Source organism: Providencia sp. JUb39, from assembly GCF_012272845.1.
Lineage (GTDB): Bacteria > Pseudomonadota > Gammaproteobacteria > Enterobacterales > Enterobacteriaceae > Providencia > Providencia lanzhouensis.
This window is the reverse complement of the sequence record NZ_JAAWXD020000001.1, coordinates 2,194,597-2,217,269: the sequence shown is the minus strand read 5'-3', so window position 1 is coordinate 2,217,269 and position 22,673 is coordinate 2,194,597. Positions and strand designations below refer to the sequence as shown.

At 41.5% G+C, this 22,673-nt stretch carries 22 protein-coding genes; 12 read left to right on the top strand and 10 right to left on the bottom strand.

Annotated features, from left to right (window positions below):
* Positions 1-9 precede the first annotated feature (9 nt).
* The 6 genes from HFU86_RS10145 to pabB form a co-directional block, all read right to left on the bottom strand.
* Complete coding sequence (locus tag HFU86_RS10145) at positions 10-861, bottom strand: PTS mannose transporter subunit IID (protein WP_132496040.1); 852 nt, start codon at positions 859-861, stop codon at positions 10-12.
* A 13-nt stretch (positions 862-874) separates the two neighbouring features.
* Positions 875-1,672, bottom strand: a complete 798-nt coding sequence (locus tag HFU86_RS10140) for a PTS mannose/fructose/sorbose transporter subunit IIC (protein WP_006658800.1) — start codon at positions 1,670-1,672, stop codon at positions 875-877.
* Between the two features lie 77 nt (positions 1,673-1,749).
* The gene (gene manX / locus HFU86_RS10135; protein WP_336431767.1) at positions 1,750-2,715 is read right to left on the bottom strand and encodes a PTS mannose transporter subunit IIAB; all 966 of its coding nucleotides are present in this window, start codon (positions 2,713-2,715) and stop codon (positions 1,750-1,752) included.
* A 677-nt stretch (positions 2,716-3,392) separates the two neighbouring features.
* On the bottom strand, positions 3,393-4,757 hold the full coding sequence (locus HFU86_RS10130; protein WP_036953382.1) for an L-serine ammonia-lyase: 1,365 nt from the start codon (positions 4,755-4,757) through the stop codon (positions 3,393-3,395).
* Between the two features lie 204 nt (positions 4,758-4,961).
* Positions 4,962-5,522, bottom strand: coding sequence for a CoA pyrophosphatase (locus tag HFU86_RS10125; RefSeq protein WP_187129167.1), 561 nt, complete (start codon positions 5,520-5,522; stop codon positions 4,962-4,964).
* Positions 5,515-6,885: an aminodeoxychorismate synthase component 1 gene (pabB, locus tag HFU86_RS10120; RefSeq protein ID WP_187129166.1), complete on the bottom strand. Its 1,371-nt coding sequence runs from the start codon at positions 6,883-6,885 to the stop codon at positions 5,515-5,517. Before pabB ends, HFU86_RS10125 begins: the two co-directional genes overlap by 8 nt.
* A 138-nt stretch (positions 6,886-7,023) precedes the next feature.
* Here pabB and HFU86_RS10115 point away from each other — a divergent pair, with 138 nt between their 5' ends.
* Both HFU86_RS10115 and yebF read left to right on the top strand, forming a co-directional pair.
* On the top strand, positions 7,024-7,203 hold the full coding sequence (locus tag HFU86_RS10115; protein WP_036954826.1) for a YoaH family protein: 180 nt from the start codon (positions 7,024-7,026) through the stop codon (positions 7,201-7,203).
* A 202-nt stretch (positions 7,204-7,405) separates the two neighbouring features.
* Positions 7,406-7,771 (top strand): protein YebF, encoded by a 366-nt coding sequence (gene yebF, locus HFU86_RS10110; RefSeq protein WP_132496037.1) that lies wholly within the window; start codon positions 7,406-7,408, stop codon positions 7,769-7,771.
* 186 nt (positions 7,772-7,957) lie between these two features.
* Here yebF and HFU86_RS10105 read toward each other — a convergent pair whose 3' ends face one another.
* On the bottom strand, positions 7,958-8,188 hold the full coding sequence (locus tag HFU86_RS10105; protein WP_036954833.1) for a DNA polymerase III subunit theta: 231 nt from the start codon (positions 8,186-8,188) through the stop codon (positions 7,958-7,960).
* A gap of 291 nt (positions 8,189-8,479) precedes the next feature.
* On the opposite strand from HFU86_RS10105, the gene ftnA reads away from it, so the two are divergent.
* From ftnA to HFU86_RS10085, 4 genes are all read left to right on the top strand, one after another.
* Entirely contained in the window at positions 8,480-8,983 is a 504-nt protein-coding gene (ftnA, locus tag HFU86_RS10100; protein ID WP_006658792.1) for a non-heme ferritin, read from the top strand.
* Between the two features lie 218 nt (positions 8,984-9,201).
* Positions 9,202-9,588 (top strand): copper homeostasis periplasmic binding protein CopC, encoded by a 387-nt coding sequence (gene copC, locus HFU86_RS10095; RefSeq protein WP_108478055.1) that lies wholly within the window; start codon positions 9,202-9,204, stop codon positions 9,586-9,588.
* 1 nt (position 9,589) lies between these two features.
* Positions 9,590-10,486, top strand: a complete 897-nt coding sequence (copD, locus tag HFU86_RS10090) for a copper homeostasis membrane protein CopD (RefSeq protein WP_132496036.1) — start codon at positions 9,590-9,592, stop codon at positions 10,484-10,486.
* Positions 10,487-10,530: 44 nt separating this feature from the next.
* Complete coding sequence (locus HFU86_RS10085) at positions 10,531-10,878, top strand: DUF2511 domain-containing protein (RefSeq protein ID WP_036954847.1); 348 nt, start codon at positions 10,531-10,533, stop codon at positions 10,876-10,878.
* Positions 10,879-11,211: 333 nt separating this feature from the next.
* On the opposite strand, the gene HFU86_RS10080 is transcribed toward HFU86_RS10085, so the two are convergent.
* The 3 genes from HFU86_RS10080 to yebS form a co-directional block, all read right to left on the bottom strand.
* Positions 11,212-11,445 (bottom strand): DUF1480 family protein, encoded by a 234-nt coding sequence (locus HFU86_RS10080; RefSeq protein ID WP_036954855.1) that lies wholly within the window; start codon positions 11,443-11,445, stop codon positions 11,212-11,214.
* A 150-nt stretch (positions 11,446-11,595) separates the two neighbouring features.
* Positions 11,596-13,935, bottom strand: a complete 2,340-nt coding sequence (locus HFU86_RS10075; protein WP_132496035.1) for an MlaD family protein — start codon at positions 13,933-13,935, stop codon at positions 11,596-11,598.
* Entirely contained in the window at positions 13,910-15,136 is a 1,227-nt protein-coding gene (gene yebS, locus HFU86_RS10070) for a membrane integrity lipid transport subunit YebS (RefSeq protein ID WP_187129165.1), read from the bottom strand. The genes HFU86_RS10075 and yebS overlap by 26 nt, the downstream gene beginning before the upstream one ends.
* A gap of 132 nt (positions 15,137-15,268) precedes the next feature.
* On the opposite strand from yebS, the gene HFU86_RS10065 reads away from it, so the two are divergent.
* The 6 genes from HFU86_RS10065 (at position 15,269) to HFU86_RS10040 (ending at position 22,673) form a co-directional block, all read left to right on the top strand.
* Entirely contained in the window at positions 15,269-15,751 is a 483-nt protein-coding gene (locus tag HFU86_RS10065) for a GAF domain-containing protein (RefSeq protein ID WP_187129164.1), read from the top strand.
* Positions 15,752-15,861: 110 nt separating this feature from the next.
* A complete protein-coding gene (gene proQ / locus HFU86_RS10060; RefSeq protein ID WP_036954864.1) occupies positions 15,862-16,548 on the top strand; it encodes an RNA chaperone ProQ in 687 nt (228 codons plus the stop codon).
* A gap of 19 nt (positions 16,549-16,567) precedes the next feature.
* A complete protein-coding gene (prc, locus tag HFU86_RS10055) occupies positions 16,568-18,613 on the top strand; it encodes a carboxy terminal-processing peptidase (protein ID WP_132496031.1) in 2,046 nt (681 codons plus the stop codon).
* 224 nt (positions 18,614-18,837) lie between these two features.
* The gene (locus tag HFU86_RS10050; protein WP_187129163.1) at positions 18,838-19,593 is read left to right on the top strand and encodes a cell envelope biogenesis protein TolA; all 756 of its coding nucleotides are present in this window, start codon (positions 18,838-18,840) and stop codon (positions 19,591-19,593) included.
* A gap of 190 nt (positions 19,594-19,783) precedes the next feature.
* Positions 19,784-20,668 (top strand): protease HtpX, encoded by an 885-nt coding sequence (gene htpX, locus HFU86_RS10045; RefSeq protein WP_036954871.1) that lies wholly within the window; start codon positions 19,784-19,786, stop codon positions 20,666-20,668.
* An 874-nt stretch (positions 20,669-21,542) separates the two neighbouring features.
* The gene (locus tag HFU86_RS10040; RefSeq protein ID WP_187129162.1) at positions 21,543-22,673 is read left to right on the top strand and encodes a M20 family metallopeptidase; all 1,131 of its coding nucleotides are present in this window, start codon (positions 21,543-21,545) and stop codon (positions 22,671-22,673) included.

The window sequence follows — 22,673 nt, the reverse complement described above, 5'->3', positions numbered from 1 at the left end:
TAACAGGAATTATGGTGCTAAGAAGTTTAACCAAGCACCCAGAATACCTAAACCGAAGAAGCCGATAATGATCCATAAAGCATTCACTTTACGGCGTAACAGCCACATACAGGCGAAGGTCAGCAATAGAGGAACTAATCCAGGCATTAATTGGTCGAGGATCATCTGAACAGTTGTGATATCTTCCACACCTGTGGTTTGGTTTTTGATCCGCGAAACTTCGAGTGGAATGTTGACGTGAGTCCATTTATTGACCAGCGCCCCCATAACAAACAGACCCAGAATTGAAGCCCCTTCTGTCAGTTTTTGCAGGAATCCACCGCCAATATCTTGAACAATATCAATCCCTTTTTTATAGCCATAAGAAACGCCATAGTAAAGTGTTAGCAAACGAACTAAGTTAAAAAGAACGAAAAATAGCAGCGGACCTAGTAAGCTACCTGTCATTGCAATACCCGCACCTAGTGCAGCAAAGACAGGACGTACGGTACCCCAGAAGATAGGGTCACCAACGCCAGCCAATGGTCCCATCAGACCAACTTTGATACCGTTGATTGCACCATCGTCGATGTCCGCGCCATTAGCACGTTCTTCTTCCATTGCCATCGTTACACCCAAAATAGGCGCTGCAACGTAAGGGTGTGTGTTAAAGAATTCAAGGTGACGCTTGATGGCCTGTTTGCGGTCATCATTGTTATCTGGGTACAGACGACGAATAACAGGAACCATTGAATAGCAAAAGCCTAAGGCTTGCATACGTTCAAAGTTCCATGAACCTTGTAATAAGTTAGAGCGAAGAAATACGCCGCGAATATCGCTTTGAGTTAATCGCTTCTCGGTTGGTTTTGTAATATCGACCATTATTGCATTCCTCCTAGTCCAGCTCGTTATCGAGGTTATTATTACTGTTTTGTGTAACAACAACTTGTGATTTGTTGTATTTAGGGCTGAGTTGGATATAGAGGATAGCCATCACAGTACCAATCACACCAAGAGCAACAAGGTTAAAGTTGGTGAAGGCCGCAGTGACGAAACCTAAATAGAAGAAAGGCATCAGGTAGCCAGCACGCATCATATTAATAACCATTGCATAACCAACTACAACAATCATTCCGCCAGCGATATTCAGGCCATCAGTAACAACTTGAGGGATGGAATCCAGCATTTGTTGTACTTCTGATGTACCGACAGAGACTGCCACAATGAGTGCTGGAATAGCGATACGCATTGCTTGAAGTAATAACGCAGAAATATGGATAAAGCCAATAGCGGATAAGTTGCCATTGAGTGCGGCGCGGTCTGCTGCATGTTGGAATGCAACGGTAACCGTACGTACAATAATGGTGAGGACTTGGCCCGCAGCAGCTAATGGAATCGCGATTGCAATACCGGCACCGATACTTTGACCACCTGCAATAACCAGAATGGTTGAAATGATGGAGGCTAATGCAGCATCTGGTGCAACGGCCGCACCGATGTTCATCCAACCTAACGCGATCATTTCCAGTGTACCACCGATAATAATACCGGTTTTCATATCACCCAGAACAATACCAATAAGCGTACAGGCAATGAGAGGGCGGTGGAACTGGAATTCATCGAGGATCGATCCCATACCGGCGATACAAGCCACGACGAAGACCATTACTATTTGAACAACGGTAAGTTCCATTGTTTAATCTCCTGTAACCAACAAGTTTCTAAGTCTGTTTTTGAGTAACGGTTCAATAAGAACTAATTTCTAAAACATTATTTTTTGAGTTTATTAATTAAATCCATCATGTGGACTTTACTGTCTGAAGCGACTTTACGAACTTCTAACTCAATATTTTTGTCATTCAGATAATTGAATGCATCGATATCTTTTTGGTTAATTGATACGGCATTGGTGACCATGGTTTTACCTTCGGTATAGGCCATCCCACCAATATTGACCGAGTCAATCTCAACGCCTTGCTCAACAATACGCTGTACATCTGTTGGGTTAGTGAATAACAGCATCACGCGCTCGCCGGAATATTTCGGGTTGTTGTAAACACGGACACATTTGTCTACGTCAACAACGTGGGCGGTAACACCTGGAGGAGCAACTTGTTTCAGTAAGGTAGAGCGAACGGTATCTTTGGCTACTTCATCACTGACAACGATAATGCGTTTAACACGCATCTCTTTTGTCCAGCGAGTCGCCACCTGACCGTGAATTAATCGGTCATCAACACGCGCCAAAGCAATAATCATGTGTTCGCCCGGACCTGCAATAACAGGTTGTGGAGCAGATGCACTGACCGCTGCGGGCGCAGGAGTTTCTGAAACAGCTTCTTTAAACTTGAATGGACGGATGCCACCGCGACCTGTTTCTAGCGCGACGGTGATCAGCTCATCCATGGATGGGTTGTCATCGCGGCACATAAAGGTCTCGACGAGCATTGGGACATTTACGCCTGTAATGATTTCGTAATTGTCATGCTCATTGGCAATGCGTGTAGCAGCATTAAATGGACTACCTCCCCATGTATCAACAAGAAATAGCACACCCGCTGAGGTATCAAGAGTAGTCAGCTTTTGTGTGTATTTTTCAAATAGGGTGTCAGCATTTTCCCCAGGGACAAAGTCAATAAACGAGACGTTTTCTTGCTCGCCTATTAACATCTCGGTGGTTCGGAGTAGCTGTTCAGCAGCAACTCCGTGGGTACCAATCATAATAGCTATACTCACTATTTTTCCCTCTTAACAGATAAATCGAAACATCATTGACGATAGAATAGAAGTTAGAAACTGGACTCCTTCTCTATGTGTTTCCCCTGCACCTTAAATAGTAGCTGAATAAATTCAAACTAAGTGGCTAGCTAATAATTAGTTAAGTGCAATTATTAGCTGAATGGTCAGCCTGATCATATCACTAGGATTAATCTAAAAAACTTGTTTCGCGTCAGAAAAATAAAAACAGATCCAAATATTACTGATAAATAAACCTATAACTCTAAATATATAAATATTTACAGAGTATAATTTTAGTTTATTTAAATAGGAAAGAATTACACTCTGTTATCGGTAACAAAAAATCGGTTTATTTGATAAGAAATTCGTCATGGAGAGTAAAAAGTGAGCAAAAACAGGACTGATCAATAGAATTTAAAGGAATAACAGAATGGAAATAGCGATTCAAAAAATAGAAACCCGCGTGAGAGAACTGAAGAAATAAAACGATCATAGACGATAAAAATCGAAAGCTGAAACGAGAAAAGTAAAAAGAGGGGAGATGTTATTTTGATGAAGGTGTTGGAGTTCAATAGACTTAATTAAAAAAATTAAATAAGCGCAGAAAGAGTGAGGATAAAACACCCTCTTCACCATTTAAATGAGTAATGAAGAGGGAGGCTTAATCTTACTGATTAATCACACTGGACTTTGATAGCTAAGCCACCACGAGATGTTTCGCGGTATTTGGCATTCATATCTTTACCCGTTTCGTACATGGTTTCGATAACTTTATCGAGAGAAACGCGAGGCTCGCTGGTTCTACGTAAAGCCATGCGTGCGGCATTGATAGCTTTAACAGAGGCGATTGCGTTACGTTCAATACAAGGTACTTGAACTTGTCCGGCAACAGGGTCACAGGTTAAACCTAAGTTGTGTTCCATACCAATTTCAGCTGCAATGCAGACTTGCTCTGGGCTTGCGCCAAATAATTCTGCTAAACCTGCCGCCGCCATTGAGCAGGCAACACCAACTTCGCCTTGGCAACCCACTTCTGCGCCAGAGATAGACGCATTCATTTTATACAGAATACCAACGGCGCCAGACGCTAAGAAATAGCGCAAGTAAAGTTCTGGTGTAACGGGTTCAACGCAATGGTTGTAGTAGGCCAAAACAGCCGGAACGATACCACAAGCACCGTTAGTTGGTGCTGTAACAACACGACCACCTGCTGCGTTTTCTTCGTTAACGGCCAATGCATACATGTTGATTAAATCAACCACGTTCATCGGGTCATTAGACAGTTTACTCGCAGAGGTCACTAAGCGGTTCAGTGCCGGTGCACGACGAGGAACGCGCAATGGACCTGGAAGGACCCCTTCAGTGTTCAGACCGCGTTCAATACAGGCTTGCATGGTTTTCCATACATCCGCAAAGTAAGCGTCAATTTCTTCACGAGGGTGCAAATCCAGCTCATTTTTCATCATCAGGCTAGAAATCGATAAGCCGGATTCTTTACATTTTAGGAGTAATTCACTCGCGGAATTAAACGGATAAGAGACAGGTTTACTGTCTGAAGAGGTTTGACCAAAATGTTCTTCATCGACAATGAAACCACCGCCGATGGAATAATAAGTTTTAGTGTAAATTTCCTTATCGCCAGCGAAGGCGTGGATAGTCATACCGTTTTCATGTAACGGTAAGTTATCTTGACGGAAATTCATGCCACCCTCACGTGGGAAATCAACAGTATGAGTGCCATTGGCTAATAGCAGCTTTTCTGTTTCTTCCACATTCTTGATAAAGGATGGGATTGATTCAATGTCAACGGTAGCAGGGAGGTTACCTGCTAAACCCATAATAATGGCGATATCGGTATGGTGACCTTTACCTGTTAGGGATAAAGAGCCATAAACGTCTACTGCGACACGGGTGACGGATGGCAATAATTGCTTATTGACCAAATCATCGACAAATTCTTTCCCAGCTTTCATCGGACCAACGGTATGAGAGCTTGAAGGGCCAATGCCCACTTTAAACATGTCGAAAACGCTTATCACGCAGGACTCCTTAAACAAAAGATGAAGATATAGTGATTTATTTTAAAGGGCGCTACTTTACTGTTATTTCGTAGTGTTAACCAGTAAGTTTAAAGTATTTTTTGAAATAAGGTAGTTACATAAGGTGGATTGGTTATAAATAGCACTAATTGTATTTTGGATAGTGAAAAAATGATTGAATAAAAGGATTGTTGACTATGAAGGCTAATCCAGTTGTAGAGCAAGCTGGTGCAGGATGGATGCAGTGAGTCCCCAGACTAAGTGATTGTTATACCAATAGAAAAAGACCCGTTTTTCGCGGCCAGAGCGATTGATATCCACATATTTATGTTTTTGCAGGGATAACGCATCAAACAGGGGAATTTCAAAAATAGAGGAAACTTCGCTAGGATTCGCCTGATAGCGAATATTATCGGGTACAAGACCCACAATTGGGGTGACTTGATAACCCCCAATACTGGAGATAGGTGCAAGCCGCCCTAAGACCTGCACTTTCTCTGGTGGAATGGCGACTTCTTCGTAGGCTTCTCGTAATGCGGTCGCAATTAAGTTTGAATCTTCAGGATCGCGTGAACCGCCTGGAAATGCCACTTGACCGGCATGAGAACGTAATAGTGGTGACCGTTGCGTGAGCAATAATGTCGGATTGGATTTATTAATAATTGGCAATAGCACTGCGGCCGCTTTACCCGCCGATGTGGCGGGTTGGCGAGAAAGCGGGAGTGTAAATTGAAAACGGTTAATAAAGCTATTTAGCTCAGTCATCGCTATCGAGTTTTCCTAGTTTTGGCAAAATCAGGCGTAATTTGTCAAAGGTTTCTTGGTACTCTTTATCTGCTTGGCTATCAGCAACAATACCGCCACCTGCCCAGCAATAAATCTGTTTTTTATCAGTTATCAGCGTACGGATTGTGATATTCGTATCCATATTGCCACAGAAACTAATATAGCCGATTGCGCCACAATATCCATGTCGACGATTGGGCTCTAATTCTTCAATAATCTGCATTGCGCGAATTTTAGGTGCGCCCGTAATGGAACCGCCGGGGAAGCAGGCGCGCAGTAAATCGGTGGCTTGGTATTGGCTGTCTAATGTGGCGGTGATGGTGCTAACGAGGTGATGAACAGCGGGAAAAGGCTCCACTTTGAAAAGCTCAGGAACGCGTACGGTACCCGGCTTGGCAACACGTCCAATGTCATTACGCAGCAAATCTACAATCATCAAGTTTTCAGCGCGATCTTTTGGCGAATTGGCTAATTTTTCTGCTTGGAGTTGGTCTTCCTCTGGTGAGTCTAAGCGAGGCAAGGTTCCTTTAATCGGGCGAGTTTGAATTTCACCTTTCTCTAATAAAATAAAGCGTTCAGGAGAAACACTGATAACCGCATTATCGGGTAAGCGAATAAACGAGGAGAATGGGGCACGGTTGCTTTCATTCAGCGTTAAAAATGCATCCCACTCATTGCCCTTATATTTGGCTTTAAAGCGCTGAGCCAGGTTGATTTGGTAGCAATCCCCCTCACGTAAATATTGATGGATACGGGCAATATTTTCATGGTATTGCGCTTCGGTCATGTTGGCATGCCATGGGGATGTTAGTGCGAAGGCACTTTTACGAGAGGCTTTTTGAGCCTGTAACCAAGTGAGTCGTTGCTCGACATCTTGATGGCTGAATAAGGTCACACGCTGTTCATGATGGTCAACAATAAGAGCCCATAAATAGATACCCACCGCCATATCGGGAAATTGCAGTTCTGTCGTGGCAAGTTCAGGAAGTTTTTCGATACGGCGACCTAAGTCATAGCTCCAAATTCCCATTGCACCACCTTGGAACGGCAGAGTTTCATCAGTAAATTTGGCGGCTTGATATTGATCCATATATTGCTGTAAAAGGGCAAAGGGATCTTTTTCTGAAAACTGAGCAGGCTGATTTTGCGCTTGAATCTCCGTTTGCAAACCGCGAGTTAATAGGGTGACAGCTGGGTCAGCGACAATCATATCGTAACGGTTATGAGAGTGTTCAGCTTGACCAGAATGAAGCAGCATGGCCCATGGTTGGTGCGATAACGGTGCAAAATAATCTAATGCCACATTGGGGCTGTAAGGGAGTTGTATTTTATTAATAGCCATATCAATCAATTAAAATCAGGTTCCACAAGTGAATAATGCCAGATTACCATATAATCTTACCTTATTAAGGCAAGAGCTGTTAAAATTTGCTGAAAATCTTAACGTATTAAATAAGTCTGCAATTTAAAGAGGTTGATTATGTTTTCAGGTATGCCAGCACTTTCCCACGCAGAGCAACAAGAAGCGGTTGAACGCATTCACCAATTGATGGCAGAAGGCATGAGCAGCGGAGAGGCGATTGCGCTTGTCGCTCAAGAAATCAGGGAAAACCATCAAGGTAAAGAGCAGATTGTTGCTCGATTCGATGACGAAAATTAATAATTAATAAACATCCTATTAACATTTAAAAATATTTCTGATAAATTCATATCAGTTAAGTCATTTTGCTCATAGGTTTTATTTTTACAACTACACTAAATAGACAACGTCTGCCTATACGCGCGTTGTTAATGATGCTGCAGTTTTGGTGAGTACAATGGATCTCAATTTCATCTACATTTCGTAGATGCCGGAGGACGGTATGAATGTTAATAAAAAAATAGCAATGGTTTTAGGCAGTTGTGCGCTTGCATTAAGTTCGTTTGCATTCAGTGCTAACAAGGAAGAAGGTAAAGCAGCGGCATTTGTGAGCTGTGGCAATCTTACTGAGCCACAAATTGCGGCGCAGGTTAAAAATGATTTTATGAATAACCGGTTACCACGTTGGGCGGATGAAAAAGCGGCCGTGGGTAAAAAAGCGGTTGCATGGATCAACGACAGTGAAGTGACGAAAACTGAAGATGGCTACTCGCTGCCTTTAGTGGTCAGAGGGTCGAAATCCGATCTGCATTACCGTGTCGCTGTGGATTGTAAAAACAATACCATCACCTATAACACCAGTAAATAATCTGTGGGTTTATAGAATGAAAAAGGAGAGTATAACTCTCCTGAGGTTGATGACAAAGAGGGATAAAACGTGGTTGTTCCCTCTTTGTTAATTTTACAACCCAAAAGAGCCATTTCCAAAACTATAGGTTTGAAAATGGTCAAAGGAGAATTACATTCTCCTTTTTTTGTGTCTAAAATTCCATTCTTAGCGATTTCTTGGCTCGTAGGGCATGCGAGCGAAATTCATCGATAACTGGCGATAGTGGACCAGTCTTTCACGAAAATAATCTCGCAAATGTTCTGGTTGCTCACGTTCGATGGCATCAGGAATAATGGGAATATTATAACGTTCCTTAAAAGCAACACCGGAAGCCAGCAGGTCAACGTTAATTTTGTCCATCTCTTCTTTTGGGAGGGTGGCAAGATTGTGGCTCATTTCAAATCCTAACGGTTAACAACATCAGCATGAATTGTAGCAATTGAAGTTCAAAAAATCTTGATGAAATAGTGAGATGGTTAGCGAATAAAATTAAATTCAAACATGATAATAGTAAGCAATTAGGATTATTATGATGAATAAAAGCTAATGCGACTGATTCGTGTTATTTTTACAAAAAGTTATTGTTAATCAATAAATTAATATTTATGGGAAGAATGTTTTCTGAATGCATTTATTATGTTACTGTGGGATATAACTTCATAAAATCATCATCATTAAGGTAAAGATATGTTAAAAGCTGACATGATTGAAGCGTTAAATAAACAACTGAATCTTGAGTTTTTCTCCGCTAATCTGTATTTGCAAATGAGTGCTTGGTGTAGTGATAAAGGTTTTGAAGGTGCAGCTGCATTTTTGAAAGCTCACTCACAAGAAGAAATGGAGCATATGCAGCGTTTATTTAATTACCTTAGCGATACAGGTGCATTACCACGTTTAGGCGCGATTGCTGCACCACCAGAAAATTTTGATTCTATCGCTGATGTGTTCAATAAAACGTATGAGCATGAGCAATTAATTACTTCAGAAATCAATAAACTTGCGCATTTAGCCATGACCACCCAAGATTACTCAACATTCAACTTCCTGCAATGGTATGTTGCAGAGCAGCATGAAGAAGAGAAACTGTTCAAATCTGTACTGGATAAACTGGGCATGGTGGGTGAGTCTGGTAAATCATTATTCCTGTTGGATAAAGATCTGAAAGGTTTAGCGGCAGCGGCACACGTTTAATCATTCTTTTCAATAACTCGATTTTCGGGTTATTTATCAAGCGCCAATTCAGAGATGAATGGCGCTTGTTCTATTTTGGCGAGTGAGTTTTATTCGCATTTTTGTGCCAAGCCTCACAAGCTGAATGATAAAATCTGATTTTATCGCTGCGTATCGTATTATTTTCCGTATAATGATTGGCAATATATCTAAATTCACCTGCAAATTAAGAGGTTACTATGCCAATCAACCAAATAAAATCTTCTTGGCGTAAATTAAGTGCGGTCGCTGTACTGTTCTTAGGTATGTCATTCCAGCAAGCATTTGCTCATGCGCATCTTAAAGATCAATTACCTGCTGAGGGCGCGGCATTAGAACAGGCTCCAGAAGCTATCACATTAAACTTTTCTGAAGGCATTGAAGTTAACTTTACTAAGGTCAATGTAACGGATGAGAACAAACAAGTAGTCAAAACGGGTAAAGCCGCGTTAGATCCTAGCAATAACACCAAAGTTATTATTCCTGTTGAAAGCAAATTAGCAGCAGGTAAGTACGATGTTCAATGGAGCGTTGTCTCTGTTGATGGGCACAAAACCAAAGGGAACTATAGCTTCACTGTGAAATAATATGTCACTGGAAGCATTTTATACCTTAACGCGATTTGCTCATTTTATCGCCGCAATGTTGATGTGTGGAATGTCAATGTTTGCGGTGATAGTGTCCCATGGGCAATTTCGCGTACTACTCCAAGATGCACTGAAAAAAAGCATTATATTTAGCGCAGTTATTACTATCATCACCACATTTTGCTGGATGATTGCACAATCTGGTTTGATGGGCGATGGCTGGGAAGATGCGTTGAATATGGATATTTGGCAAGGCGTACTTGGCACTACCTTTGGTCAAATCTGGCGTTGGGAAATCCTCAGTGCTGTCGGCTTGTTTGCCGTTTTATTTATACGCCCGATCACCTTAAAACTTTATCTCATTCTTGGTTTCTCCGTCATTATTCTGGGTCTGCATGCCTTTATTGGTCATGCGGCGATGCATGAAGGGTGGCTGGGAATTGCTCATCAAACTAATCAATTCATTCATTTAATTAGTTGTGCGTATTGGTTTGGGGGCTTGTGGCCTTTCCTTATTTGTATTCAATTTTTACGTAGTAAAGAACAGTTAAAAGCAGGGCTAGAAACGCAAATTGTTGTATCAATGAAGCGTTACTCGCAATTAGGGCATATTGCCGTGATTTGTGTGCTAATAACGGGAATTATTAATAGCCTGATTTTATTGCCGAGCTGGCCATTTACCTCAACACTTTCCGAATACCAATCTTGGCTATGGCTAAAAATTGCGTTAGTTGGGTTGATGGTGCTATTGGCATTAACGAATCGTTATTGGGTGGTACCACGTCTTCAACAGCAAGGGCAGATTAATTATTTGATTATAAATAGTTGGGCTGAATTGCTGCTTGGTACTATTGCCATCCTTGCAGTGGCTATTTTTGCTACCTATCAACCTGTATAATGGCGCATATCTTTGCATAACCCCCTTTGACAAGGTCATTTTAAATGAAATTCAAATTCATAATTTGTGCGTTAGTACTGGGAGGAACATTCAGTACGGCGATAGCTGCGCCATTGGCGAGTGTCAGTAAAAAACAGTTTGGCGACGATTGGCCGCTAAAGCGTGAAGAAGTGATGTTAGAGTGTCGAGCTAATGGCGCATTGGTGGTCATCAACCCATCTACGTTAATGCAGCATCCATTGAATGATATTGCAACGGCGCAAATGGAAAAGAAAGAGATCCAAGCACAACCGATTGATGTGCTATTAGCGCCTATCGAAACCACTAAATCAGTTGAAGAGCGAGTATTACCGCTGAAGCAAGCCGCCGAGAAACTGTGTGAGAGTAAATAGGATTTAGTTAGCCTTTAGCTAGAAATATCAAGGAGATGGCAATTGAAAGATTTTGCTGATTGCTTAGATAGGTTTAACTTATCATGCAAATAGCTCAATCTTAGAAAATTAAGCAATAAATTGTGTTAAAAATATGTAAATTAATTGCTAATTTAAGTGGTAAGAACGTAAGCTGAACGCTAGTATTAGGGAGTACTTTGTTACGTCTCAATGGCAATTTTAGCGCACGGCTCTGCCAGAGCCATTTCCCAAGGCCCGGTAATCGGAATCTACCAGGCCTCTTTTTTTGTGTTATTTCCCATCTAACTGTTCTATTGAATACCACCATCTTCATCAAGCAATTCTCATTAGCCAATGATGATTTTCTTTATCATAACGCTGGCGATAGAGCAGAACCGGTTTTTCATCCAGTGTCGCAGGGATACTCGTGTGTTCATCCCAACCATCCAATTGCATACAAAACTCAGAATCGGAATCGCAAGGAATACTCACAGTATCACTACGCTTATCAGCCATGACTGCATCATTGATTTCATAGGAAGAGATTTTCAATTTAACTATGCTCATAACGTTTCCTCTTTACTATTTATTTTTACAATAAAAAATCAGTCCAACGAAGTTAAGCATAGTATAAATGGAATTCATTTCCAAAATATATTTTTAGCGGTGGGAAATAAAAAAGGCGTCATGCTGTGAAACATGACGCCTTGTGAGGGATTATTTTTTGGGGATAGGGGTTCCCCAGTCTAACCAGTCCGCAGGTGGCTCTAATTTCAGAATGAAATGCTGATCAGGCTTGGCTTTAGGTGCCAGAGGCACTGTTGGCGGGGTTGCCAGTGAGATTCCACCACGAACAAACTGCTTGAATGTACCGCTTTTCACTACGCCGCCTGTTAAACCAAAGGCGAGATTGTAACCGGAAGATAACCAGAACTGGGTATTATCGCGGATCAGATATTGGTATTCTTTACCTATGCGTGTTGCAACATAAACGCGATCGGAAAGCTCTCCCAAATAAAGCCCCGTTACGGTTCCGATTTCTAATCCTCTAAACAGAATTGGCGTTCCCACCTGGATAGAACCCGCTTCACTGGCATCAAGAATAACGGTTAAACCATCGAGATAACGGGAGTCTGTAATGTTGGCAGTTTGCAATTCAAATTGGAAACGGCTCTTATTACTGCGCCCTGGCTCTGCACTGATATAAGGTTGGATCAGCGTATCGAGGTTGTTAACCCCCGATGGCGAAAGTTCAGGGGTCACAATGGCGAAACGGCTGCCAATTTTGGTGAAGTTTTCCACATATTCAGGATACAGAATCGCTTTCGCTTTCACTTCGCGGTTATCCGCAGACAGCTTCAGAGATTCGATTTGTCCGATGTTAATACCTAAATAACGAATAGGCATGCCTTCCGATAGCTTAGACGCATCAAAGGTTGTCAGCGTCACCGCACTACCAATCGCTTTTGCCGCCGTTTCTGATGGATAAAGTGTATGTTGACGTGAAGTATCTAATGAGCCAGTTTGAATATTGTCAAAGCTAATTGCACCACTAAAAGCACGGCTGAGCGGGGAAGCTTGAACCGTTAAACCTCCAGCATTTAACTGAACTTTAGCGCCACCTTCAGCCCAGAATACGCTTTGTGGGGTCAATAAGTTACGGTATTGACCTGAGATATACACATTCACTGCAAAGCCGTCATTGTTTGGTTTAATTGACACAATTTTACCGACTTCAAATTGACGATATAACACCACTGAGCCTTGTTGGATGTCGGGAAGGGTATTGGTGTTTAGCGTAATGGTGGTCGGTAGCGCGGAGCCTAAAATACCCGCTTTGGCATTTTCATCGGTACGATATAACGGGAATGACTCTGGTAATGTATCTTTCCCTTTTCCTGGAATGATATGTAAGCCACCTTCCAGCCATTCTTGAGGTGTTGCGCCTTGGAATTGCAATCCACTCATACCTAACTGTACATCGACACGACTATTGGCGACAAATTTACTGTCCTGTTTAACCAAATGTTTAAATTCATTAAACACAGCAATTTGGAACTGAACATTGTCATCCGTTAAGTGACGTTGTAACACTTCACCGATTTTTATTCCGCGGTAGATAACAGGTTGTCCTACATTCACTCCAAAGGTATCCAATGCGGTGAGGGTAAGTTGCAAGTCTATATTACCTTGCTGATCAAGTGGTTTGACATCTTCTTTACTCGGCTGCAATTCATATTGTTGCCCTGTTTGCGCTGGCAGGCTGTTTTCTGGGGAATCAAATGCGACTGCGCCATTGATCACCGCCGAAAGGCTTTCCATTTTGATACTGGCGCCAGTATTTAGGTCAAATCCACCCTCAATACCAGAGATATTCCAAAATTGGCTATCCGAGCGTACGAGATTTACGTAGCGTTTTTTAATAATAACCGCGATGGATACACCTTTATTTTCAGGTAATAAGGAATAATCAGAAATATAACCGACCGGAACTTTACGGTAATAAACAGGAGAGTTTTCGTTTAATGCGCCTAAATCTTTCGCGGTAAGGTAAATGAGTAATTCACCTTCGTTTAAGTTTCTTTGAGGTGGTGTATCAAGCGCCACAAATTGTGATTTTGGCGAGCCAGTGCTTGGCTGCATACCAATATAGTTCCCACCTACCAGAGCATCTAAGCCTGATACACCGGCTAAAGAGGCCTTAGGTGTTACCAGCCAAAAACGCGTTCCTGAAGTGAGAGCAGAGCGCATGTCTTTATTCACATTGGCAGTGACAATTACGCTTTTCATATCGCTACTAATAGAAACGGTTTGCACCATACCAACATCCACACCTTGGTAGCGAATTGGCGTTCGACCAGCAACAACGCCAGAGGCAGATGAAAATTGAATGGTAATTTGAGTGCCACGTTCCACCCATTGTTGGAATAGCAGCCAGCCTGCGATCATGATCGCGATGATGGGAAGCAGCCAAAAGGGCGAAATTGTCGTCCTTTTACGGCTGATAGCCTCCGAAACTTCATCCGAAGCTTCACTTTGATGGTTTTGATTTTCCATAAGAATCCCATATTAATCGACTGTCTAACCACTCAACAGCAAGGATAGTTAAAATAACAGCGGTACCAAAATATAAAGCCGCAGGCCCCATAGTAAATGACATTAGCATATCGCGATTAACTAAGGTCATCATCAAGGAGATGACGAATAAATCTAACATCGACCAGCGCCCAATCCATGAAACGAATTTCAGTAATTTCATCCGTAACACGGGGTCTGTATGGCTTTTAAATTGAATTGAAAATAGTAACAGTATCATGATGACAATCTTCACGAAGGGCACCAAAATACTGGCAATAAAAACAATAATGGCAATCGGCCAGTTTCCTGAGTCAATTAAGGAAACGACCCCAGAATAAATTGTGTCTTCTAGACGTCGACCATTTAAATAAAACGTCGAAATGGGCAGTAGGTTAGCAGGGATTAGCAGCACCATGGCGGCAATCAGTGCGGCCCATGTTTTTTGTAAGCTCAAGGGTTCACGATGGTGAAGTGGGCGGTGGCAGCGCTGACATTTGCCTTTCTTATTGGGTTCGCCAGTAAAATGGCAAGCTAGGCAGGTTTCTGCATGAGGAGTATCTGTATTTTCTTCTAAAGGATAAAGCCGTCGCCACAGTTCATCGAGATTAATGTGGATTAAAATAATAATACTAATCACAGACATAGTACTAAACGCAATCAACCCATGCCCGACATAAACCGTCGCGTAATCTTGCATTTTAATCGCGGCGATACCCAAACCGACAAGATAGACATCCAGCATAACCCACTCTTTGAGATGCTTCATCATCAGTAAAATGGGGCGCATGTTAATGGCCAGATAACGTGCTAATACCAAAGATAAAATAGAAATAGGCAAAAGTAGCGGCGCAGCTATCGCACAAAAAGCCACAATACTGGCGGTAAAAGGGTCACCTTGCTCGCTAATTAAGCGGACGCCATCAAGCACGTTAGCATTGATTTGGGTGCCAAACAGATGAATAGAAATCAATGGCTGCCAAAAAGCGATGGGCGCAAGAAGCAATAAAGTGATAGATAATAGTGCAAGACGACGAAGTGACCATGAACGCCCATCATTTAATTGACTAGAACATCTTGGGCAAACAATGACTTGCCGCGGTTGAAAGGGCGGAGTCACTATTTTTTGGTTACAATGGCAACAACGTTGCAAATTCATGGCAGTATGATTAATGTGGGTCATATATATTGATTGTATGAATTAATTTGCTTGTAATCTAGTGTAAAAAAATTTACGTAAAAGTGACAACTTGCTAACCTACGGTCTACGCTTACTAATATTTTTTTACTTGTTTACGTATAACTGAAAATAAATATGGATAAAAAGAAGTATTATCACGAACTTTCAGATAGTTTATCTGCACTTATCGCTGGAGAGTATGATTTAATTGCCAGTTTGGCAAATAGCAGTGCGTTATTATTTGAACATTTATCCGGTATTAACTGGGTTGGTTTTTACTTGAGTGATGGAAATGAACTGGTTCTTGGTCCATTCCAAGGTAAAGTCGCTTGTGTACGGATCCCGTTCGATAAAGGCGTCTGTGGTGCTGCATTTTCCGAAGTGCAAGTTCAGCGTGTGGAAGATGTGCATGCTTTTCCAGGTCACATCGCGTGTGATGCGGCAAGTAACTCGGAAATCGTCTTCCCTCTGTGTGTAAATGGCAAGATAATTGGGGTTTTAGACATCGATAGCCCAAATATCGGCCAATTCGATGAAGAAGATGAAAAAGGGCTTCAATACCTTACAGACCAGTTATGCCAGCACTTGGCGATGTGTTCTATACCAAAATATTATTAATTATTGGTATGTAAAATCAATAGGAACGTGGCAATTGTCAGCAACACGATTATAATGTCCGCTTGTTCATGCCCGTGAGGTTGGCAAAATCGTTGTTATCAGGAAATTTCATGGAAAATCAACCTAAGTTGAATAGTAGTAAAGAAGTTATCGCATTTTTGGCAGAGCGTTTTCCACGCTGTTTTATCGCTGAAGGCGAAGCACGTCCGCTTAAAGTCGGAATTTTTCAAGATATCGTAGGGAACTTGACCGAAGAAGATGGTATCAGCAAAACGCAATTACGTTCTGCGTTACGCATGTATACCTCTAGCTGGCGTTACCTTTACGGTGTTAAAGAAGGCGCAAAACGTGTTGACTTAAATGGAGATGACTGCGGTGAATTAGATGCAGAGCACATTGCCCATGCGCGTCAACAATTAGCTGAAGCGAAAGCGAGAGTCCAAGCCCAACGCGCAGAGCAACAAAAAACGCAAAAGCGTCCTGCTGCGAAAAAGCCTAGTGACAAAGCACCTCGTCAAAATGATGCGAACAAAGAGAACTCATCTCGTCGCCGTCCATCAGACAAAAAAGAACGCCCACAAAATACAGCTCCGAAAAAACCTCGTAGCAATCCAGCTGAAGAGAATTTGAAATCAGTTACTGATATCAACACACTGAAAGTCGGTCAGACTCTGAAAGTGAAAGTGGGTAGCAGTATGATGGACGCCTCTGTGCTGGAAATTGCCAAAGATGGTGTTAGGGTTCAATTGCCATCTGGTCTGGCAATGATTGTGCGCGCGGAACATTTAAAGTTCTGATACGGAGGTCACTCAGGTCATGAACAAATTACTCAAAGTTGCATTTGTTGTGAGTCTCGCGACTTTCGGCACTGCAATAGCTAATACTCAGGCAGTGACTCCGGTCACTGCTGCTCAGTTACCTCTTTTAAAGCAGAATACACAGCACGGAACCGTGAGTGAGCGTGTGACATCGCGTTTTACGCGCTCTCACTATCGTCAATTCGATTTAGACAAAGAGTTTTCTGGGAAAATATTTGACCGTTATCTCAATATGATTGATTACGGACATAATGTTTTACTTCAATCCGATGTTGACCAGTATGCAAAAGATAAAGCAAAAACGGGTGAATGGCTTGAAGATGGCAAGTTAGATAAGTTCTATGACCTGTATAACCTTTCTCAGCAACGTCGTTTTGAACGTTTCAAATATGCACTCGCGCGTTTAGATCAACCGATTGATTTAAACGCGACGGATTCTATTGAGGTTGATCGAACTAAAGCACCTTGGCCGAAGGATAAAGAAGAACTAGACCGTTTATGGGACCAAAAAGTCCGCTATGATTGGTTAAGTTTGAAATTAACGGGCAAAGATGACAAAGAGATCAAAGACAAACTGACTAAGCGTTACAATTTTGCATTGAAACGCTTATCTCAGGCACAAAGCGAAGACGTATTCCAATTAATCATGAATGCGTTTGCTCGTGAAATTGACCCTCATACCAGTTATTTATCACCTCGTAGCACAGAGCAATTTAACTCAGAAATGAGTTTATCCCTTGAAGGGATTGGTGCTGTATTACAACAAGATGATGATAATACGACAATTAATTCTTTAGTTGCGGGTGGTCCTGCGGCTAAAAGCAAAGAATTAAAAGTCGGCGACAAAATCATTGGTGTTGGTCAAGTTGGTAAACCTATTGTTGATGTCGTGGGTTGGCGTTTAGATGACGTCGTCGCGTTAATCAAAGGGCCAAAAGGTAGCCAAGTTCGTTTAGAAGTTGTTTCAGATACGAAGGGTGCTAAGCCACGTATCGTGACAATTGTTCGCGAACAGATCCGATTGGAAGATAGAGCAGTAAAACTGTCTATCAAACAGCAAGGTAAAGAGAAAGTTGGCGTATTAGATATTCCAGGTTTCTATGTCGGTTTGACTAATGATGTCAAAACTGAACTGCAAAAAATGGCGAAAGAGAATGTTTCGGCTCTGATTATTGACCTACGCGGTAATGGCGGTGGGGCATTAACAGAAGCGGTCGCATTATCTGGGCTGTTTATTAACAAAGGACCAGTTGTTCAAGTTCGTGATAACAATGGCCAAGTTCGCCAAGATGCGGATGACGATGATGTTATCTATTATAAAGGCCCATTAGTTGTTCTGGTTGATCGTTTTAGTGCTTCTGCATCAGAAATTTTTGCCGCAGCAATGCAAGATTATGGTCGCGCTTTAATTGTGGGTGAACCGACTTTTGGTAAAGGAACGGTACAGCAGCACAGAAGTTTAAGCCGCGTTTATGACCAAATGCTTAAACCAGAATGGCCAGCATTAGGTTCAGTGCAATATACTATTCAGAAGTTCTATCGTGTAAATGGTGGAAGTACTCAGCGTGAAGGTGTGACTCCAGATGTGGTTATGCCAACAGGGCAAGACCCAGCAGAAACAGGTGAAAGCTTTGAAGATAACGCATTGCCTTGGGATAGCATCCCGGCTGCGAATTACACTAAATCTGGGGACATTAACGCTGATTTATCTCCGATTAAAACCAAGCATTTAGCCCGTATCAGTGTTGACCCTGAGTTCAAATATATCGATGAAGATATTGCGCGTTACAAGTCATTGAAAGCGACTAAGAATCTGATTTCTCTGAACTATGCTCAGCGTCAGAAAGAAGATGATGAAATTGATGCGACCAAACTGAAACGCATTAATGAACGCAATGCAAAACTGGGCAAACCGCTATTGAAGTCGATTGATGATTTACCGAAAGATTACGAAGCGCCAGATCCGTATTTAGATGAAACTGTGAAAATGGCAATAGACCTTTCGAATCAAAACACTAAGATGCTTTCTGGTACCAAGCAGTAAAAATAAAAAGTATTTTCTAGAGCCAGCGTAAGCTGGCTTTTTTATATCTATTGATTTTGTAATTTATTGATTTGGAAATGATTTAATGTATTTAGTATTTTATTTATAGCCTCAGTCTCAACTAAACCTAAATTTTTGTTTAAAAAAATAGTAGGTTTTCTTTCGCTTTTTCAAAAATATCCTACACTTCAGTTAGTAATATCCCTTATTAATGAGGCAAAGCAATGCGTAAATTATCTGTAGGTTTATTAACTGTCATGGCGGTCATGATGTCGTCAATGGGTTCTGCGAATGCAAGTAACTACCCTTGTTCAGGCGCTAAAGGCGGAATTGCTCGTTGTGATGGTGGGCAATTTATCTGTAATGACGGAACAACCAGTCGTTCAGAGCAAGTCTGTACAAATGAGCTAAAAAACTCAATCAATAAAAGTGCAGGTATTGGTGCAGGTATTGGGGCGGGTGTGGCAAAGCAGTCCAGCAAACCATCTGCGGTAGATTCTATCAAAGAGACAGGTGACAACATGAGTAAAACTGCAAAAGATAAAGCATCAAAAGCAACTGATAAGGCAAAAGCTGCTGAGAAAGAAACATCGAAAGCGGTGAAAGATAAGGCAAAAGCAACAGAGAAAGAGACCTCTAAAGCTGTAAAAGAGAAAGCGGATAAAGCCAAAGCTGCTGACAAAGAAACCTCTAAAGCCGTAAAAGAGAAAGCAGACAAAGCGAAAGCTGCCGACAAAGAATCTGCAAAAGCAGTGAAAGAAAAAGCAGATAAAGCCAAGGCTAAAGAGAAGGAAACCTCTAAAGCGGTGAAGGAAAAAACCGACAAAGCTAAAGCGGCAGAGAAAGACAAAACCAAAGCAGCAAAAGAGAAAGCAGACAAAGCAAAAGCGGATAAAGCAAAAGCCGACAAAGCTAAAGCTGCAGCAAAAACAACCGCAAAAGTTTCTAAAGGCAAACCAACTAAAGGTAAAGTGAGCTGATCATTTTCTCGTAGTGCCTTATCGTTATCATTTAAATGCCGTTTATTAAAACGGCATTTTTTATTGCTATGTGTAAAGATATGTTATTTTATGACTTTTTCCTGTTAATGGGCTTGAAATGGTGTGAAAAAACCTTATTTATGAAGTAAATTTGTCGTGATGTTTGTTTTGACCAAGGAACCTATAAAAAATGATGAGAATTGCTTTATTCTTGCTCACAAACTTAGCCGTTATGTTTGTGTTCGGGATTATTTTAAGTTTAACCGGGATACGTGGAAGTAGTGCTCAAGGTCTGCTGATCATGGCGGCATTATTTGGTTTCGGTGGCGCATTTGTGTCGCTGCTCATGTCCAAATGGATGGCGCTGAAGTCTGTTGGTGGTGAAGTTATCGAACATCCACGTAATGAGATGGAACAGTGGTTAGTTAACACTGTTAGCCGTCAGTCCCAGCAAGTCGGTATCAAAATGCCACAAGTGGCAATTTACCATGCACCGGATATCAACGCATTTGCAACGGGGGCACGCCGTGATGCTTCTTTGGTTGCGGTAAGTACGGGTTTATTGGAAAACATGAGCCGTGATGAAGCTGAAGCAGTTATTGCCCATGAAATCAGCCATGTTGCTAACGGTGATATGGTTACCATGACCTTATTGCAAGGTGTTGTGAATACCTTCGTTATCTTTATTTCACGTATTTTGGCGCAAGTTGCGGCTGGCTTTATGTCAAACAACAATGACAATGAAAGTGAAAGCAGCAATGGTAACCCAATGGTTTATTTTGCCGTTTCGATGGTATTAGAAATCGTGTTTGGTATTTTAGCGAGCATCATTACGATGTGGTTCTCTCGTTACCGTGAGTTCCACGCGGATGCAGGCTCTGCCAAATTAGTCGGTAGAGAGAAAATGATCGCTGCACTGCAACGCCTGAAAACAAGCTATGAGCCGCAAGAAGAAGGGCGTTTGATGGCATTTTGTATCAATGGTCGTGGTAAAGCATTTAGCGAACTGTTTTTATCTCACCCACCATTAGATAAACGTATTGAAGCATTACGTTCAGGCCAGTATCTGAAATAGCCTATGATGTTAATGTGATAAAATGAAAGGGAAACATCATGTTTCCCTTTTTTATTTGCTCATCCTACCTATATCCCCGCGGTATTCGATTTATCATTTTATCTAACTATTTCAGCAAATAGTGCCAGTAAAGTAGTGTGCTAGTAAATGAAAGGTGCCTAGTATTTTATGCTAGAGAGAGTTAAATAAATATATTGAAAGAAAATGGCACTCAGATTGAATGGCATTAAACCCTCAGTTTAAAAATTACGACTATTTTATAGGTATTGATCCTTATTCATTGAGGAAATGTTGAGTAAATAGGCTAAATACTCCTTTGGGGTTATTTAAATCTAAATAAAGTTAGAAAGATATATACACGTTATTGGCGTTAAATCATGTGAATAAAAAAATAAATACCACGTGTAATATTGCATATTTACGGTTAGCTAAAATTAATAGCCTGCCATTAATTTCTGAAGATTATTTACCATAATTAATATATTTATTTTATATATTTTTATAATTGCTTTCTGTAACTATTACTTTTTGAAAAAATCAAAAAATAGAGCATATTTATGCATTAATAATTATTTGTAATTTATTAATCTGTTATGTTATGGTGCGAAAGTATCCTTTTCAATCAAAGTAAGTGTCGAATTATCATAGGGTTTCTTCTCCTTGGGTTAAATCTGGCTTTACTCGCCGTTGTTGTATATGCATAAAATGTGCATAGATAGCGCTATGTTTTACGCATCAAATGGAATATATCGATAATATTATTGCCTATGAGTATAAACATTTCATTTTGTTTGGAATAAAAATCTTATCGTGCGGGAGCCAATTTCCTCATTGAAATATCTCGCCATAAAATAATAAATAATAGGAACTCAACATGCACAATGAATTTTTAGTACACGAAGCAGAGATGCTGGATTTATTAAAACAAGTGGTTAATACCGAATCCGGTTCATATGATAAAGAGGGTGTTGATAATCACGCTGCATTCTGGTGTGAACGCTACCAATCAATGGGCTTTGAAGTTGAGATAATCCCAAATGAAAAATTGGGAAATAACTATCGTATTTATCACCCATCTATCACACCTGAAATTTTGATTTTGCTGCATCTTGATACTGTATTTCCAAAAGGCACGGTAGCGGAAAGACCATTTAGTATTGAGGGTGACAGAGCCTATGGTCCTGGTGTTATCGATATGAAAGGCAGCCATGTCATGGTGTATCAGGTGATCAAACAGCTTTATGCCACCAACGATGAGCGCTACAAAAAAATTGAAGTGCTGCTGAACTGCGACGAAGAGATTGGTTCTATTTCGTCACGTCCGGTCATCGAAGAATGTGCAAAAGGTAAACGCTATGCCTTAGTGATGGAGCCTGCGCGTGCGAATGGCGCCATTGTCAGCGCCCGTCGCGGTGTGGGAACCTATGTTCTGACCATTCAAGGGAAAGCGTCTCACTCCGGTATTGCTCCCGAGGCAGGGATCAGTGCTATCCAAGAACTTGCTTTCAAAATCCAAAGCTTGCATGCACTTTCTCAGCACGATCAAGGGCTGTCAGTGAACGTGGGTCTGATTACTGGTGGAACATCCGTCAATACTGTTGCGCCAAATGCTCGCGCAGAAATTGATGTGCGGATCTCTTCTGAGCAGCAAGGTATTGAAATCGACAAGAAAGTGCGTGAAGTGTGTAGCCAGCCTGTTTTAGACGGTATTCAGCTTTCATTGACCGGCGGGATCAACCGTCCACCAATGGCAAAAACGGCGCAAAGCGCTGAACTTATCGACATCATCAAACAAGAAGCCGACAAACTGGCAATCACTCTGGAAGACGTCTCTACAGGCGGTGGTTCTGATGCCTCATTTACCGCAGGTGTGGGGACACCAACGGTAGACGGTTTAGGTCCAATTGGCGGCTATCAACATAGTGACAAAGAGTACCTCGAAATTCCCTCTTTAACTGAGCGCGCTCAGCAATTTTTCAATGTGTTAAAACGCATTACGCAGTAA